The 16788-nt window shown below is 68.3% G+C and carries 15 protein-coding genes; 7 read left to right on the top strand and 8 right to left on the bottom strand.

Annotated features, from left to right (window positions below; all coding sequences use genetic code 11):
* Positions 1-137 precede the first annotated feature (137 nt).
* Complete coding sequence (locus tag ACIRGA_RS17615; protein ID WP_400942423.1) at positions 138-1007, bottom strand: alpha/beta fold hydrolase; 870 nt, start codon at positions 1005-1007, stop codon at positions 138-140.
* Positions 1008-1068: 61 nt separating this feature from the next.
* Here ACIRGA_RS17615 and ACIRGA_RS17610 point away from each other — a divergent pair, with 61 nt between their 5' ends.
* Positions 1069-1806: a TetR/AcrR family transcriptional regulator gene (locus tag ACIRGA_RS17610; protein WP_400942285.1), complete on the top strand. Its 738-nt coding sequence runs from the start codon at positions 1069-1071 to the stop codon at positions 1804-1806.
* A gap of 100 nt (positions 1807-1906) precedes the next feature.
* Here the strand turns inward: ACIRGA_RS17610 and ACIRGA_RS17605 are convergent, their stop codons facing one another.
* Together ACIRGA_RS17605 and ACIRGA_RS17600 are read right to left on the bottom strand one after the other, a co-directional pair.
* Positions 1907-2527 carry a TetR/AcrR family transcriptional regulator gene (locus tag ACIRGA_RS17605; protein WP_400942283.1) on the bottom strand — a complete coding sequence of 207 codons (621 nt, stop codon included), beginning with the start codon at positions 2525-2527 and terminating at the stop codon, positions 1907-1909.
* A 201-nt stretch (positions 2528-2728) separates the two neighbouring features.
* The gene (locus ACIRGA_RS17600; protein ID WP_400942281.1) at positions 2729-4093 is read right to left on the bottom strand and encodes an ATP-binding protein; all 1365 of its coding nucleotides are present in this window, start codon (positions 4091-4093) and stop codon (positions 2729-2731) included.
* 77 nt (positions 4094-4170) lie between these two features.
* Here ACIRGA_RS17600 and ACIRGA_RS17595 point away from each other — a divergent pair, with 77 nt between their 5' ends.
* The 3 genes from ACIRGA_RS17595 to ACIRGA_RS17585 are packed head-to-tail and all read left to right on the top strand — an operon-like array spanning position 4171 to position 6451.
* Complete coding sequence (locus ACIRGA_RS17595) at positions 4171-4683, top strand: lipoprotein ABC transporter ATP-binding protein (RefSeq protein WP_400942279.1); 513 nt, start codon at positions 4171-4173, stop codon at positions 4681-4683.
* Positions 4680-5339 carry an ATP-binding cassette domain-containing protein gene (locus ACIRGA_RS17590; RefSeq protein WP_400942277.1) on the top strand — a complete coding sequence of 220 codons (660 nt, stop codon included), beginning with the start codon at positions 4680-4682 and terminating at the stop codon, positions 5337-5339. Before ACIRGA_RS17595 ends, ACIRGA_RS17590 begins: the two co-directional genes overlap by 4 nt.
* Positions 5336-6451, top strand: a complete 1116-nt coding sequence (locus ACIRGA_RS17585) for an ABC transporter permease (RefSeq protein ID WP_400942275.1) — start codon at positions 5336-5338, stop codon at positions 6449-6451. The genes ACIRGA_RS17590 and ACIRGA_RS17585 overlap by 4 nt, the downstream gene beginning before the upstream one ends.
* Here ACIRGA_RS17585 and ACIRGA_RS17580 read toward each other — a convergent pair.
* From ACIRGA_RS17580 to ACIRGA_RS17565, 4 genes are all read right to left on the bottom strand, one after another.
* A complete protein-coding gene (locus ACIRGA_RS17580) occupies positions 6448-7149 on the bottom strand; it encodes a response regulator transcription factor (protein WP_400942273.1) in 702 nt (233 codons plus the stop codon). The genes ACIRGA_RS17585 and ACIRGA_RS17580 overlap by 4 nt on opposite strands.
* 67 nt (positions 7150-7216) lie before the next feature.
* Positions 7217-8023: a sugar phosphate isomerase/epimerase family protein gene (locus ACIRGA_RS17575; RefSeq protein WP_400942271.1), complete on the bottom strand. Its 807-nt coding sequence runs from the start codon at positions 8021-8023 to the stop codon at positions 7217-7219.
* A complete protein-coding gene (locus ACIRGA_RS17570) occupies positions 8023-9174 on the bottom strand; it encodes a dihydrodipicolinate synthase family protein (RefSeq protein WP_400942269.1) in 1152 nt (383 codons plus the stop codon). The genes ACIRGA_RS17575 and ACIRGA_RS17570 overlap by 1 nt, the downstream gene beginning before the upstream one ends.
* A 78-nt stretch (positions 9175-9252) precedes the next feature.
* Positions 9253-10293, bottom strand: coding sequence for a LacI family DNA-binding transcriptional regulator (locus tag ACIRGA_RS17565; RefSeq protein WP_400942267.1), 1041 nt, complete (start codon positions 10291-10293; stop codon positions 9253-9255).
* Between the two features lie 38 nt (positions 10294-10331).
* Between ACIRGA_RS17565 and pip the strand changes: the two genes are divergently transcribed.
* The 3 genes from pip (at position 10332) to lpdA (ending at position 14008) form a co-directional block, all read left to right on the top strand.
* Entirely contained in the window at positions 10332-11741 is a 1410-nt protein-coding gene (pip, locus tag ACIRGA_RS17560) for a prolyl aminopeptidase (RefSeq protein WP_400942265.1), read from the top strand.
* Positions 11742-11804: 63 nt separating this feature from the next.
* Complete coding sequence (locus ACIRGA_RS17555) at positions 11805-12575, top strand: lysophospholipid acyltransferase family protein (RefSeq protein WP_400942263.1); 771 nt, start codon at positions 11805-11807, stop codon at positions 12573-12575.
* A 47-nt stretch (positions 12576-12622) separates the two neighbouring features.
* Complete coding sequence (gene lpdA / locus ACIRGA_RS17550; protein WP_400942261.1) at positions 12623-14008, top strand: dihydrolipoyl dehydrogenase; 1386 nt, start codon at positions 12623-12625, stop codon at positions 14006-14008.
* Between the two features lie 318 nt (positions 14009-14326).
* Here the strand turns inward: lpdA and ACIRGA_RS17545 are convergent, their stop codons facing one another.
* The gene (locus ACIRGA_RS17545) at positions 14327-16015 is read right to left on the bottom strand and encodes a reverse transcriptase domain-containing protein (RefSeq protein ID WP_400942259.1); all 1689 of its coding nucleotides are present in this window, start codon (positions 16013-16015) and stop codon (positions 14327-14329) included.
* Positions 16016-16788: the final 773 nt, after the last annotated feature.

The following is a 16788-nucleotide window of genomic DNA, read 5'->3' as shown; positions in this document are numbered from 1 at the left end:
TTTTGTTGCTCTATCTTTTTTTTTCCTCTTTTTGGGGGTTGGTGTTGGGGGGGGGGGGGGGGGTGGTGGGCCCCCCACCCCCCCCCCCCCCCCCCCCCCCACCCCCGGCACCGACCACGCCACGTTTGCCTGACCTCTCAGGCCGCGCGCGCGTGCGCGATGATCGCGCCGGCGATCGCGGGCCACAGCTGTCGCGGCAGTTCGTGCCCCATCCCGGGGAACAGCAGCAGTTCCGCGCCCGGGATCGCCTCCGCGGTCGCCTTCCCGCCGCTGACGTTGATCAGCGGGTCGCTCTCGCCGTGGATGACGAGCGTCGGGACGTGGACCTCGCGCAGCTTCGCCGTGCGATCACCCGAAGCGACGACAGCGGCGGCCTGCCGCAGCGCACCCTCGGGGTGATTCGCGCGGTCGTAGTTGCGGGTGGCCTTCATCCGCAGGAATTCCTCGTCGGACGGGTGCCCGGGAGAGCCCACGAGCTTGAACCATGCGACGCCGTCTTCGATCGCCTGCTCCCGGGTGGCGGCGGGCGGCCGCGTCAGCCCGGCGAGCGCGGCGGGCTCCGGATGCCCGACCGAGGGATCCCCGGTGGTCGACATGATCGAGGTGAGGCTGAGCAGCCGCTCCGGCGAGTCGATCGCGAGCTGCTGCACGATCATCCCGCCCAGCGACTGGCCGACGACGTGCGCGCGGGAGAACCCGAGCGCGTCGAACAGGCCGGTGACGTCGGCGGCGAGATCGGACAGCAGGTACGGCGCGGAGGTCGGGTCGCCCGCGGCGAGCGCGGCGAGATCCGGCGCGGGCAGATGGTCGAGATAGGACGAGAGGCCGACGTCGCGGTTGTCGAACCGGACGACGTGGAACCCGCCCTCGGCGAGCAGTTCGCAAAAGCCGGCCTCCCACGTCACCAGCTGGGCGCCGAGTCCCATCACCAGGACGAGCGGGGGATCCTCAGGGGAGCCGAAGGTGTCGTACTCGAGTTCGAGGCCGTTCACACGCGCGCGGGGCATGGCCTGATCCTGCCGGACGCCCCCGCCGTCCGACCAGCCGAAGGCGGATACGGTGATCCGCATGCCGACTTTCCCCGAAGACGCGGGTCCCCGCCCGAGGTCCCGCGCGGCTTCCGGACGGCCGGCCGTCACCAAGGACCGGATCGTCGACGCCGCGCTCGAGCTGTCGGCCGAGGCGGGCCTGGAGAACTGGACGTTGCGGCAGCTCGCGGCCGCCGTCGACGCCTACCCCGCGGTGGTCTACCACCACGTCGGCGACCGGGACGCCGTCGTCGTCGCGGTGCTGGACCGGGTGGTCGGCGAACTGATCCTGCCCGACGAGTCCCTGCCTTGGCGGGACTGGTTCGACGAGTTCCTGCCGACCGTGCGGACCGTGCTGCGCCGCTATCCCGGTGCGGCGCGACGCCTCGCCCTGTTCGGGCCGTCGGTCGCGGCCGCCGTGCCGAGCATGAACACAGGGATCGGCCGTCTGCTCGCGGCGGGCTTCGGCAGCGAGGCGCCGTTCGCCTACAACTTGCTGCTCGCCACCGCCTGCCAGTTCGTCGCGATGGAGGACGACCGGGAGAGCGCGATGGCGCTCCAGCTCGACCGATCCGAGGGGTACGCGTCGTACCGCACGCGCGACGACCTGCCCGGGATGGCGGCGCTGGGCGAGTCGGTCGCCGAGCTGGTCGCGGATCCCGACCTCGCGGCCGGTTACTACGAGCGTCTTTACGATTACGCCGTGCAACGCTGTCTCGACGGACTCGCGCTCCGGCTCACCCAGCTGAACGCAATCGGACGTTTGACAGAGCCGTGACAGCGAATCGGCGTAGTGTGGAGGAATACCGGTGCTCGTCACCGGTCCCGAAGCCCCTGGCACCAACCTCCCCCTCGAGGTGCCGGGGGCTTCTCCCTGTTCAGCCGCGCTGGATCTCGGGGAAGACGTCGCCGACCAGCGTGACCAGCGATTTGCTGAGCAGGGTGTGCACCTGCGCGCGATCGAGCGAGCCGCGCACGAGCCATTCGCGGCCCGCCGCCTTGACCATCCCGCCGAACGCGCGGACCAGCGCGTTCAGCTCCTGCCCGTGCTCGCTCTCGCGGGAGAGCCCGACCGCTTCGAGCACCCGGTCCGCCGATTCGCGATCGGCTTCTTCGAGGATCCGCTCCACTTCGAGGTCGCGGCCGATACCCTCCGGCGCGATCGCGGCCAGCCACATCTTCTCCTGGCTGGTGACCATGTCCAGGAACCAGTCGATGGCGACGTCGGCGCGCAATTCGAGCGGGCCTTCGGGCAGGATCTCGACGGCGAGCCGCGGCACGGTCAGCGCCCGCCGGATGATCTCCAGGTAGAGCTCGCGTTTGGTGCCGAAGTAATGGTTGATCAGACCCCTGGCGACGCCTGCCTCCGCCGCGATGTCCGAAGTGGACACTTCCGAGTACGGGCGGTCCGCGAAAAGGCGGGCCGCGCAGGCGAAGATCTGCTCCTTGCGTTCGTCCGGTTCCAGTCTCCGCCATCTCGGCGCCGGCTCGGTGGTCATGCGGCCAATCTTCCCACGATCGATTCAGCCCGGCCGGACAACGGCCCAATTCCTGTGACACTGAAAAGCAAAGTGTCAGTTAATCCGGCGTGTACCGTCTGTTGGCCCGTTGGTCTTTACCGTCTTCATTCAGGTGGCATGCCGTGCGCGCTGTCGGGGCGCGTTTGCCTCCTACCGGCCCGGCCTGGCGAGTAACCCCCCCTAGCTCGCCAGGCCCGGGCCTTCTTCGTGCGGTGGGGGTCCTTCGGCGGGCAGAAGCAGCGTGAACGTCGTCGGCGACGGGCTGGTCAGCCGCAGCCGTCCGCCCTCGGCCTCGGCCAGGCTCCGGGCCAGCCGCAGCCCGATCCCGTTGCCTTCGTGATCCTCGGCCCGGTCCTCGGTCACGAACGGATCGTGCCCGTCCGCGATGGCGCCCTCGTCGCGCACGTCGATGGCCAGCGCTTCCCCCGCGTCGCGCGCGAGGACCGAGACCGTGCCGCGCCCGTGGGTCGCCGCGTTGTCCAGCAGCACGGCGAGCACCTGCCGCACGGCCGCGTCCGCCGCCCGCGCCGGCAGGGCGTCGCGGCCGCTGATCCGCAGCGCGCGGCCACGTCCGGCGAGCAGGCCGTGCCAGGTCTGCCGGATCTCTTCGAAGAGTTTGCCCAGGTCGAGCAGGGCGCGCGGGGCCCTCGTCTGCTTGGCCAGCGCCAGCAGGTCGTCGATGGTGCGTTCCAGCCGGTCGGCCGACGCGATGCCGTCGCGGATCGTCGCGTACGGGTCGCGATCAGGGCTCTCCAGCGCCGCTTCCAGCTGTAGGCGCAGCCCGGTCAGCGGCGTCCGCAGCTGGTGTGAGGCGTCGGAGGAGAAGGTCCGTTCGCGTTCCAGCGTCTCGCCGATCCGCTCGGACGTGACATCGAGCGCTTCGGCGACCTGATCGATCTCGCCGACCCCCGCCCGGCGGGCGCGGACGGTGAAGTCGCCCTCGCCGAGACGTTCGGCGGTGGCGGCCAGATCCTCCAGCGGCCGGGTCAGCCGGGTGGCGATCCGGCGCGCGATCAGCCAGCTCGCCCCGATCGCGACCCCGGCGAGCGCGAGCATCTTCAGCCAGGTCAGGCGGACCAGTGAGTCGAGTTCGGACCGGGGGTGGGCGGCGCGGACCACCCCGACCAGCGACGGTCCGCTGAGCACCGGGACGGCCAGGACGATCTCGTCTTCACGGGTCCCGGTCGCCATGTCGGTGTAGTGCGCTTCGCGGACGAACCGGTCTTCGCTGGCCGGGCCGTTGCCGGCCAGGAGCCTGCCGGTCGGGGTGTAGACCGCGACCCTGATCCCGCGGATCCGGTCCTTGTCCGGTTTGATCGGCGCGAGCACCGGGACCCGGCCGTTGGCGAGATCGCCGGTCACGGCGAGGACGACCGCGTCGGCGACCCGTTCGAGGTCGTGGCTGGAGTTTCCCTCGTGGAACTTCGCGACCGCGACGGCCAGCGGTGCCCCGAACAGGGTGATCGCCAGCACCGCGGCCAGCACGGTGAGGGTGACGATCCGGCGGCGCACGGACAGAGTGTGGCCGAAGAGCGCGAGGATCACCCACCCGACGCGATATTTTGCCGTCCGTTGACCTGAGATCAAGGCGATGTTGACCCCTTTCGCCTTACCTTGGGGCCATGCGCCGACGTGCCGCCGTCATGGCAGGCCCGGGGCCCGGATCCGTCCCCCTCGTCCGGTTCGCCGTCCCGGGCGAGTGTGTGGCCGTGCTGCCCGGAAGCGGCGAGTCCCTCGTCGGCGCCCCCGGTGTCGGCGTGCTGCTCAGGCGCGGCAACCTCTTCGATCACCTCACCGTCGGGCGGAACGTGGTGCTGGCGGGAAGGCTCGCCGGTCGCCGCTCCCTCCGCTCCGCCGGCGACCTGCTCGAACTGGTCGGGCTGGCCGGCCGGGGTGACGACTATCCGGACACCCTGTCGGCGCTGGAAGGCGCGCGGGCCGGAGTCGCCGTCGCGCTGGCCGGAGCGCCCGAGGTGGTCCTCGCCGACGAACCGGCCGGTGAACTCGACGGGATCGCCGCGCGCGAACTCATGGATCTGCTGTGCGCCGTCGCGGCCCGCGGGACGGCCGTCGTCGTGGCGACCCGTGACCCCGAGATCGCGGCGGCCGCGCAGCGGATCGTGAGAGTGGCGTGACGGCGCCACTCGTCCGCGCCGACGAGCTGGCGCACACCTACGGTTCCGGGCTGACCGCCGTGGTCGCCGTGCACGGCGTCACCTGCGTGATCGGCGCGGAGACCCGCGCGGTGGTGACCGGCAGGGCGGGCGCCGGGAAGACCACGCTGCTGCATCTGCTCGCCGGGATGAAGAAACCGACGGCGGGCACCGTCGACTGGCCGGCCTTCGAACCGTCGCCGCCGGGCCCCGACCTGATCGGGCTCGTGCTGCAGGACGGCGGGCTGCTGCGCGACCTCGACATCCGGCTCAACGTCGCCCTGCCGCTCGTACTCGCCGGGCGGACCGGCACGGCGGTCCGTGACGCCGTCGACGGCGCCCTGGAGCTCGTCGGCCTCGCCGGCTTCGCCAAGAAGGCGCCCCGCGACCTGACCGGTGAGCAGATCCGGCTCGCCGTCCTGGCCAGGGCGCTCGCGCCCGCGCCGAAACTGATCCTCGCCGACGACCCGGCCGGCTGGCTGGACCCGCGGGCGGGGGAGCGGCTCCTCGGCAGGCTCGTCCGCGCCGCGGACCGGCTGGCGGCCGGCTTGCTGGTGGCCACGGCCGAACCGGCCCCGGCCGGGCTCTTCGGCGAACAGTGGGCCATGGTCGACGGGAAGCTGGTGCTGGACCGGTGATCGCGGCGATGGCCTTGTGGGTCGGCGGGATCGCGCGTGTGCGCCCCGCCAGGCTCGCCGTGCCCGCGGCCGGGGTCGCGATCGTGACCACGCTGCTCGCGGTGCACGACTGGACGCCGTCCCCGGCACCGCGATGGATACCCGCGATGGTGCTCGTGGTGCTGCTGGCCACCCCCTCGGCGAGGGTGCTGCGGGCGGATCAGGACCTGCTGCGCGCCCGTGGTGCCACCGGTGGGCAGGTACTGGGACTGGCCGCCGCCGAAGCCGCGGCGGCGGGGCTGGCCGGCGGCGTGGCGGGGGTGGCCCTGTCGCTGGCCTGTGGGTTCTCGACCGGCACAGGCGTGGCGATCGCCCGGGAAATCGTTCTCTTGCTGCTCTCCGGGCTGCTCGTCGCGGCGCTCGCCATCCTGCCCCCGGTGCTGCGCGAGTGGTATTTCGTCCCGGCCGACGACGGGCCGCCCTGGTGGTCGCCCTACGGCCTCGACTTCATCCTGCTCGCGCTCGCCTTCGTCTGGCCGCTGTTCGGCTGGGCGGGCGGCACGATGCTGTTGTGGCGGTTGGTGGAGCTGGGGCTGCGGAAGGGCAAGCGGGCGATCGGCGGGATGCTCCGGCCGCTCGTCTCGGGGCTCGCGGGCGTGCTCGCGCTGTCCATTTCGTGGCGGAGCGCGCTCCTGGCCCGGTCGGTGGTGCTGGTCGCGCTGGCGGTGGCGTTCGCCATCTCGACCGCCCTCACCAAGGACGGTTGCGGCGAAGCCGAGGTTGATCTGATCGCGTCCCTGATCCTCGCGGCCGCCGCGGCCGGGCCGTCGTTCGGCGCGGCGCTCAACGAGCGTCGCCGCGACCTGCTGATCGTGAGCACGCTCGGCGGGAAACGGCGGCAGGTGGCGGCGTTCATCGCGGGTGACGCGCTGGTGGTCGGCGGCGGTGGCCTGATCGCCGGGCATCTGCTGGGGGTGCTGTTCGTCGTCGTCTCGCAAGTGGAGAGAGCGCCTTCACCGCACGGGTACTTCGGGCTGCTGGCGGTGGTGGTGATCGTGTCGTGCGTGGCGGCGTCGGCACGGATCGCGCAGCTGGCAGCCCGCGACGAGGTCTCCGACCTCCGCGACTACTAGCCCTCGAAAGGCTGTTCGAGGCGGTACCCGTGGCCGCGCAGGGTCGAAATCCTCGGTGCCTGCTCGGGGGTGGGCGCCGACTCGGTCAGCTTCCGGCGCAGCGCCGCGATGTGGACGTCGAGGGTCTTCGTGGAGCCGTACCAGTGCGCGTCCCACACCTCCGACATCAGGGTGTCCCGGCTGACCGCGACGCCCGGCTGCTCGGCCAGCCGCGCGAGCAGGTCGAACTCCTTGGCCCGCAACGGGATCTCCCGGCCGCCGACGCTGACCCGGCGGCCGGCGGTGTCCACCCGCAGATACCCGACGGCGATCGCGGGCCTGCTCTCCGGCGGAGCCGTCCCGCGCCGCAGATGCGCCCGCACCCTGGCGAGCAGTTCGCCGAGCCGGATGGGTTTGGTGAGGTAGTCGTCGGCGCCGGCCTCCAGGCCCACGACGACGTCCATCTCCTCCTGCCGCGCGGTCAGGATGACCAGGACGGCGCCGGGCAGCTCCGCCCGCAGCCGACGGCAGACCTCGACCCCGTCCAGATCCGGCAGCCCGAGGTCGAGCAAGACGAAGTCGATGTCGCCGTCCGCCGCGGCCGCGAGCGCGGTGCGTCCGTCACGCTGCCAGGAAACCTCGTAGCCGTGCAGACGGAGGGTCGATTCGAGGACGCCGCCGATCGCGTCGTCGTCTTCCACCACCAGCAGTTTCGGCATGCGGGGGAGCTTAACCGTTGAACACCGTTCTTTTCGGCTGACACGTTAGGAACACCACGGTCCGAGTTCAGGAAACGTGGTCCCGGTAGGCCGTGATGGTCTCCGCGAGCACCTCGCCACCGGGACGGCGCCAGAGATCGGCGTCGAACACCTCGACCTCGATCGGGCCGGTGTACCCGGCGGCCTCGACACACGCCTTCAAGCGCCGGTGGTCGATCGGGCCGTCACCGGGCAGCGCCCGGCCGAGCAGCGTGTCGGTCAGGGGCACCTTCTGGTCGCATACGTGGAATCCGGCGATCCGGCCCGCCGCCGCGGCGATCGACTCCTCGATCCGCGGGTCCCACCACACGTGGAACTCGTCGACGATCACGCCGACCTGCCCGGCCGGATGCTCCAGCGCGATCGCCAGCGCCTGGTCCACAGTGGACAGCACCGAACGTTCGGCGCACTGCATGGGGTGCAGCGGTTCCAGGCCGAGGCGGACCCCGCGCTCGCCGGCGTACGGCGCCAGCTCGCCGACCGCGTCCGCGACCCGCTGCCGCGACGAGGCCAGGTCGCCGTTCACCCCGCCGACCACCAGGACGAGGACGTCCGCGCCCAGCGCGGCGGCTTCGTCGATCGCCTCCCTGGTCTGCGCGACACCGTCCACAGGGGACCCTTCCGGGGTGATCCCGGTGAAGAAACCACCACGGCACAACGACGACACGCCGACGTCGTACTCCTTGAGCAACCGGGCGGTCTCCTCGACCCCGGTCTCGGCGACCTTGTCCCGCCACAGGCCGATCCAGCGGACGCCCGCCTCGGCGCAGCCCGCCACGGCTTCGGGCAGCGACCACGCCTTGGTGGTGATCTGGTTCAGGCTCAACCGGTCCATCAGGCCACCCCCGCCGCGGCCAGCAGCGGCCGGATCCGCGCGACGGCCAGCTCCGGGTCGGTCAGCGCGCCCGCGGCGTCCGCCAGGCGCAGCAGTTCGGCCAGATGCGTGATGGAGCGGGCCGACTCGCGGCCGGCGACCATGCGGAAGTGGTCCTGGTGCCCGTTGAGGTAGGCGAGGAAGACGACGCCGGTCTTGTAGTTCCGGGTGGGTGCGCGGAAAATGGCCCGGCTCAGCGCGACCGTCGGGTCGAGCAGGCCGTGGAAGCCGTCTTTGTCGCCTTCGTCGAGCCGGGCGAGCGCGGCGCCGGCGACCTGCGCGACGGCGTCGAAGATGCCCAGAAGTGCTTCGCTGTGGCCCTGGTTGTCCCCGGCGATGAGTTCGGGGTAGTTGAAGTCGTCACCGGTGTAGCACTTGACGCCCTCGGGCAGCGCCCGGCGGAACTCGGTCTCGATCGACGCGTCGAGCACCGAAACCTTGACCCCGGCGATCACGCCGGCGTGCTCCGCGCAGAGCCTGCCCAGTTCCTCGGCCGCCTTGCGGACGTCTCCGTGGCCCCAGTAGCCCGCCAGCGCCGGGTCGAACTGCTCGCCCAGCCAGTGCAGCAGGACCGGACGGTCGGCTCCGGAGAGCAGTTTTCCGTACGCGGCATGGTAATCCGCGGGACCGGAGGCCGACGCCGCCAGTGCCCGGCTGGCCATCACTACCGGGATCGCGCCCGCCTCGCCGACGAGGTCCAGCTGCTCGCGCCAGGCGTCCACAATGGACGCGGCGGTGGCTTCGCCGTCGGGGAGCTGATCGGTGCCGACGCCCGCCACCCACGGCCGTCCGGCGGCGAGCGCCCCGGTGCGCCGGATCAGGTCCTTGGTGGTGGCCCAGTCCAGGCCCATGCCGCGCTGCGCGGTGTCCATCGCTTCGGCGACGCCGAGCCCGCAGGACCACAGGTGCTCGCGGAAGGCGAGCGTGACGTCCCAGTCCAGCACCGCGCCTTCTTCGGGGTCGGCGGCGGCGAGCGGGTCGGCGACCACGTGTGCGGCCGCGTAAGCGATCCGGGAAGTCGGTGGCGACGCGGGTTTCGCGGGCGTTGCGGCCCCTCGCGGCGTCCACTCCGCCAGGCCGCCATCGGCGGTGGGAAGGGCGATCAAGGTCATCGGGTCTCCGTGGCACGGGTCTGAGAAAGCGCTTTCTCGGGCCACGGTAAGTCACCCCGAGGGCCGCACACAAGGGTTTCAGCGAGCGGGAGCGGCGGTGCTGCGGCGCAGGACGACCTCGCCGGACATCCGGACCATCCGCGGCCGGGTGCCGGGGGAGGCCTTGAGCGCCAGGTCCATGGCCCGTTCGCCCAGCTTCTCCAGCGGCAGCGCGACCGTGCTCAGCGCGGGCGTGAGATCGCGCACTACCGGGATGTCGTCGAAACCGGCGATCGACATCTCGCCGGGGATGGAGACGCCGGCGTCGCGCAGCGCGGACATCGCGCCGATCGCCATCACGTCGGTCACCGCGAACACACACGTCGGCCACTGCTTCCGCGGCCGGGCGAGGACCTTCTCCATCGCCTCGTAGCCGCCGTCGCGGGTGAACGGCGCCTCGAAGACGTCGTCCTCGGCCAGTTCGACGCCGTGCTCCAGCAGTTCCGCGGCGAAACCGTCGAGGCGGTCGACAACGGTCGTCAGGCTCTTCGGCCCGGCGAGCACGGCGAAGCGGCGGTGCCCGAGGTCCAGCAGTGCCTTTGCCAGTTCCGCGCCGCCGCCCCGGTTGTCGGGCTGGACGGTGTCCACTTTGAGCCCGCGGTGCCTGCTGACCGCGGCGACATGCCCGCCACCGCGCCGATACGGTTCGAGCTCGGCGGCCATCGCCTTTTCCCACGCCTTGTCCTCGAACGCGGAACCGATCAGCAGAATGGCCGACGCGCGCTGGGCACGCAGCGTCGAAACGTAGGCGACCTCCTTGGCCGGATCGCGGAACGTGCTCGCGAGCATCACCAGAAGATCGTTTTCACTCGCCACCCGCATGACGCCGCCGGCGATCGCGGCGAAATACGGGTCGCCGACGTCGTGGCAGATCACTCCGACGGTCGGCTGTGAGCCACCGGCCAATGCCTGAGCGTGAGCATTGGGGGTATAGGAAAGGTCGGCCGCCGCGGCGATCACTCGTTCGCGGAGATCTCCCCGGACGGTGGCGGTGCCGTTGAGAACGCGGGACGCGGTCGCGAGCGAGACGTCCGCGCTGCGCGCCACATCTTCCAGCGTCACGTGGGGGCGGGCCTTCATCGATCCTCCAAGCTGGCGTTTGGGGCATAGTGGCGGACATGCTCGGCCTTTATCCGGAAATCGAACCTTACGTCCAAGGGATGTTGCCCGTCGGTGACGGCAACGAGATCTATTGGGAGGAATGCGGCGATCCCGAGGGCAAGCCGGTGATTTTCCTGCACGGCGGCCCCGGGGGCGGTTCGACTCCGAGACATCGCAGACTCTTCGATCCGGCGCGGTACCGGATCGTCCTTTTCGATCAGCGCGGCTGCGGGCGCAGCACACCGAACTGCGCCACCCCGGAGGCGGATCTTTCCGTCAACACGACGTGGCACCTGGTCGCCGACATCGAGCGCTTGCGCGAGCATCTGGACATCGAACACTGGATGGTCTTCGGCGGTTCGTGGGGGAGCGTGCTCGGGCTGACCTACGCGGAAACCCACCCGGATCGGGTCACGGAGCTCGTCCTCCGCGGCGTGGCCACCTTGCGGGTGAAGGAACTGCAATGGCTCTACGGTGGGGGAGCGGCGTTCCTCTTCCCCGAGGCGTGGTCGCGTTTCCTGGCCCCGGTGCCGTTTTCGCGCCGCCAGGAGAACCTGATCGAGGTGTATCACGAACTGCTGAGCCACCCGGATCCCGCCGTGCACGGTCCCGCCGCGATCGCGTGGAGCCGCTGGGAGGGGGAAACGGTCAAACTGCGTCCGCGGGACGAAGTGATCGACGCGTTCAGCGATCCCGCGTTCGCCCTCGCGATCGCGAGGATCGAGAACCACTACTTCCGGCACGGCGGCTGGCTGGCCGAGGACCAGCTGCTGCGCGACGCCGGGAAGCTGCGGGACATCCCGCGCGTTCTGGTCCAGGGACGCTACGACGTGGTCACCCCGGCCATCACCGCCTGGGAGCTCAGCCAGGTGCTGCCCACCGCGGAACTGGTGATGGTCGGCGACTCGGGTCACGCGTTCGACGAACCCGGCACCCTGCACGAGTTGATCAGCGCGACGGACCGGTTCGCGTCAGACTGGCAGGGCGCCAATGCACCCCAGGACGAGAGGAACGCAGACATGCTTTTCGGTGACGAGCACGTCCGTCGCTACGAAGAGACCGACGGCGAGGTGGGCCACGACTGGGAGAAGGGCGCGCCCTGCCTCATCCTCACCACCAAGGGCCGCAAGACCGGCGAGGACCGCAAGTTCGCGCTGATCTACCAGTTCGACGACGACGGCAACCCGGTGATCGTGGCCTCCAAGGGCGGCGCGCCGGAGGACCCGGGCTGGTACAAGAACCTCCAGGCCAACCCCGAGGTCAAGGCCCAGGTCAAGGCGGACAAGTTCACCGCGCGGGCCCGGACCCTCGAGGGCGAGGAGCGCGCGAAGCTGTGGGAGAAGCTCGCCGCCGTGTGGCCGGATTACAACGAGTACGCGAAGAAGACCGACCGCGAGATCCCCGTGGTGGTGCTCGAGCGCGTGTGATCCGCGCCGCGTTCGCGCGGGGTTTCAGCCGAACCCGGGCGGGTTCGGCTACGAATTACGTCCATGGTGCTGAGACCCCGTGAACGCTGGACCGCGCTGAGCCCCGCTTCGGGGGACCCGCTGACCTTCCGCCAGATGATCGCCTTCGGCCGGCGCTTCGCCCGCGCCGGCCGGGGCGCCTGGTTCGCCTTCGCGATCAACGTCGTGTGGCCGTTCCTGGTGCTGTTCACCCGGTTCCGGGTCCGCGGCGGGGAGCACCTGCCCTCGTCCGGCGGCTTCCTGGTCGCGTCGAACCACCTGTCGTTCGCCGACCCGACGACGGTGACGGCGTACTGCCTGGCGCATGGGCGCGTGCCGCGTTACCTGGCGAAGGCGAGCCTGTGGGACGCGCCGGTCATCGGCTCGGTGATGCGCTCCGGCAAGCACATCCCGGTCTACCGCGGGGCGGCGACGGCGTCGGACGCGTACCGCGACGCCGTCAGCGCCGTCCGTGAGGGTGAATGCGTCGTCATCTTCCCGGAGGCGACCTTCACGGATCACCCGGACGGGTGGCCCATGCGCGGCAAGACCGGGATCGCGCGGATCGCGCTGGAGACCGGTGTCCCGGTGATCCCGCTGGCGAACTGGGGCACGCACCACCTGCTGCCGTCGGACGCCGTGCTCCCGCGCGCCTTCCCGCGCAAGACGGTGCACCTGGTCGCCGGTCCGCCGGTCGATCTCTCGGACCTCGTGACGCCCTCGCCGTCCAGAGAGGTGCTGGAGGAGGCGACCAAGCGGATCATGACCGCCGTGACCGAGCTGCTGATCGAGATCCGCGGTTCCCGCCCTGAGTAGGCAGTCTCACCCTTCGGACCGTCCCGGTCAGGGGTAAGTTCCGAGGTATGAGTGCACACTATGACGTCGTTGTCCTGGGGGCCGGAGTCGGCGGTTACGTGGCGGCGATCCGGGCGTCGCAACTGGGGCTGAGCGCGGCGGTCGTGGAGGAGAAATACTGGGGCGGTGTCTGCCTCAACGTCGGCTGCATCCCGTCGAAGGCACTGCTGCGCAACGCCGAACTCGCGCACATCGTGACCAAAGAGGCGAAGTCGTTCGGGATCCAGGTCGAAGGGAAGGTCAGCTTCGACTACCAGGCCGCCTTCGATCGCAGCCGCAAGGTCGCGGACGGGCGCGTCAAGGGCGTGCACTTCCTGATGAAGAAGAACAAGATCACGGAGTACGACGGCCACGGTACCTTCCTCGACGCCAACACCATCGAGGTCAACGGCGAGCGGATCACCTTCGATAATTGCGTGATCGCCACCGGCGCCACCGCGCGCCTGCTGCCGGGCACCACGCGCAGCGACCGCGTGGTCACCTACGAGCAGCAGATCATGGAAAACGAGCTGCCGGAGAGCATCGTCATCGCCGGCGCGGGCGCGATCGGCGTCGAATTCGCCTACGTGCTGCACAACTACGGCGTGAAGGTGACCATCGTCGAATACCTCGACCGGATGGTCCCGCTCGAAGACGCCGAGGTCTCCGCGGAGCTCGCGCGCCGCTACCGGAAGCTCGGCATCGAGGTGCTGACCTCGACCAAGGTCGAGTCCATCGAGGACACCGGCTCCAGCGTGCGCGTCACCGTGTCGAAGAACGGCGAGCAGCGTGTCCTGGAAGCGGACAAGGTGTTGCAGGCCATCGGTTTCCAGCCGCGGGTCGAGGGATACGGCCTGGACAAGACCGGTGTGGAACTGACCGAACGCGGCGCCATCGCCATCGACTCGCGCGGCCGCACCAACGTCCCGCACATCTTCGCGATCGGCGACGTCACCGCGAAACTGATGCTCGCGCACGCGTCCGAATCCATGGGCGTCGTCGCCGCCGAAACCATCGCGGGCGCCGAAACCATGGAACTCGACTTCGTGATGATCCCGCGCGCGACCTACTGCCAGCCGCAGATCGCCAGCTTCGGCTGGACCGAAGAACAGGCCCGCGAAAAGGGCTTCGACGTCCAGGTGGCGAAGTTCCCCTTCACCGCCAACGGAAAGGCGCACGGCCTCGGCGAGGCCGTCGGCTTCGTGAAGATCCTCAGCGACGCGACGCACGGCGAGCTCCTGGGCGCGCACCTGATCGGCCCTGAGGTGACCGAACTGCTGCCGGAGCTCACTTTGGCGCAGCAGTGGGATCTGACGGTGCACGAGATCTCGCGGAACGTACACGCTCACCCGACCCTTGGGGAAGCCGTCAAGGAAGCCGTACACGGCCTTGCCGGCCACATGATCAACATGTAAGCGTGAACCTGCCCTGACCTGCGGGTTCGCGGGTCAGGGCAGGTGCCAGGCCGTGGCCAGGCCGTCATGCAGCCTGGTCGCCGAGGGTGTCGTCGAAGAAGTCGTCGACGGCCTTCCGTGTCCGAGCGTGGCTACTCGGCAGGAGATGCGTGTACACCCGGAAGTCTTCTGGGTCAGTCCGCGAACGCTAAATAACCTTAAAATTCATGAATCGATTCGACTGAGGCTGAATCACGCTTTAGGATCGAGTTCTAGGCCGTACTTCACGTAGTAAGGTCTCGATATGCAGAGCTCTGAATTATCTTTGGGATTGACTTCTTAAATTTCGATCACGCGATCATTGTAGACAAGCGAGGGCAAGTTTTTGCGCTGCCTTAGCCACGCGACAGTGTAGGCAAGCTTCGAATCTAGATTAATACTATTCGTTGTCGCCTTATCGAGGGCTTGGCCGTAGGTCAGCGCGACGAGGTAACCTCGAATCATTACGGGATCGTGTTCGGTGGCTAACTCTGACTTGATCCAGGCTAGGTCTCGCGGTACTCGGCACTTTGCGACAACGCATGCCGCTATTGCGCGCAAGTAGCTTGGCGAGTTCTTGTCTTTTGTCTGCAAGTCGGCAATTTTTCGCCAGTCTTGTGGTACTTGCCGACATTCCAGCATTGTTGCAAATATCCACGATCGCAGATAGTGCGAATAGGAGCGCGCTGGGTCGGTCATGAATTCTGTAATCTTAATTTGGAGAGTCGGTCGGCTAATAAAGTGGCGAAAATATGCGGCGACCACTGATGCGACAGGTGCAAGCTCCTCAAGGTGTTTGAGAACTTGCCCGGTTACTGTGGATTCGCGAATTCGAGCGAGGCGCCACATGCTGAACCGTACGCGACGAATGCTTATGCCCTTCTCGGATAGGGCCTTTCGTAGAACGGTGCGCAGGGCATTGCGGGCTTGGGGTAGATCGCCTAGCTCGAACAGATATGCCGCTCTGTCCGTCTCTTTGTCGACGGCTTCTCGTGTGAACTGCTCCGAGGATAGAACTGATGTCTTGGCTGCGCTTAGAGTTAGTCCTCTGCTTCGGCACAATGACTCGAAGAGTCGCAGGCCCTCGACCGCGCGAGTCTTGGAGCTAGCGAAGATTCGGACGTCGTCCATGTATCTATAGTATTCGTAGCCTGCGTCGATCATCTCGTGATCGACTTCTATCAAGTAGAAGTTTCCAAGGACGCGCGAGGCATTTGGTCCTTGAGGTAAGCCTATTCCATCTACTAGGGCCCATTTGCTAAGCATCTTACGCAAATCCAGTAATGGCTTACCGGTCACGCCAAGAAGTGACAGCTCGTCGAAGAGAATTTTGTGTATCACGTGGTCGAAGTAGGATGTTATGTCAGTTTTTGCTACCCAGCCGTGTTCGGCCTTTGCCCGCTTCTCCACTGCCTTCTCGAAACGCACAAATCTTTTGGGCCCGTGCTCAAGAAAGAAACGCTTATCACGCGCAAGGCGCGACGAGAAGACATTCTCGGGAATTCTCGCATTAATCTTTTCAGCAAAAGTTCCCACTACTGCTTGGTATGCCACCCTGTCGGCCAAAGGCAAGAGGACGCCAGGTCGATTTGAGTGCAGGGTCTTGGGAATTGGCACTCTAAAAGCGGGCGAATACGAGGAGTTATCTAGCGCGATGGTCGCATCGTGTAGGATTGTATCCACGTTCTCGATGTAGTCGCGAAATCTTAGGACGTCGGGCACCCATGCTTCCGACATATCTGTCGATTGGACGTAGCGAAACGCTTGAGCAACGTCATAAATAGGCTGGTCGGTCCTGCCTTGTTTGGCATTTTTGCGGACCGGTTTCTCGTTGGCTAGTGCGGCGACCGGTATCAGCCATTGTCGCCCGGCCTTTTGGGCGCCCCAGTCTCCGGCCGCGCAACGTCGTCTCACGGTCGCTACCGAAAGGCCAAGCTGCTCGGCGGCGTCTTCCACGGTTAGGAAGTCAAGCCGGTCGGACTGAGGCATAGCCGTTGAGCGTACCCGCTCACGGTTCTGAGCGCTAGCGCTCATCAACCAGGGGATATGTCGGTTACGGCTCGCGGTCACTTCGGGCAGCCTCCAGTGGTGGCTTAGTGCTGTCTGCCGAACTTGGCTCTATGGGATCAAGGCGCGCCGCCGTCGGCGGCGCGCTGGTCACCTCGCGTCCGCGTCTCGCCTGCGGGCGCACCTTGCCCGACACGGCGGGCTGCCGCTCCGCTCCGCCCACCGGCCGGGCGGTGCGCCCGCTGAAGCCGTGGACAGGTGTTGCCGCCGCCAGCGGCGCGCATGTACGCCAAAGAGCACGTCGGCCTCCTTGCTCAGACGATCGTGCTCAGAGGTCGCAAACGGACCAACGGCTGTTACGCGGAGCCACCGCCCCGATGCCAGATCGTCACAACGGCCGTCACGACGCGTCAAGGCGGGAAAGCGTGCCTTGACCCGACGCAACGGTCGCGTGGATGGCTTCGTATCGGGGAGAGGGGAGGAGTGGGCGAGTGCCAGGCCGTCTCCAGGCCGCCAGACGTCGGGTAGGGGCGAGAACACGCGAGAAGTGTCCAGCCCTATCCGCGCAGGTCAGCGGCCAAGAACAGCGATCATGCCGAGGTCGGCGAAACCCCGGCATCAAAAGATCAACATGTAAGCGTCGTGGGGGGGGGGTTGTTTTGGTTGTGATGAACGAAAAAAAAAACCACAACCCGAAGCAGCCCGGCGCCGGCCGCCCGCGGGCGACGGCGGCGGCCGGGGGGGGGGTGTGGTGG

The sequence above is a fragment of the Amycolatopsis sp. NPDC102389 genome (assembly GCF_044765885.1).
GTDB lineage: Bacteria > Actinomycetota > Actinomycetes > Mycobacteriales > Pseudonocardiaceae > Amycolatopsis.
The sequence above is the reverse complement of the archived record's forward strand: the minus strand, read 5'-3'. Positions and strand labels throughout refer to the sequence as shown.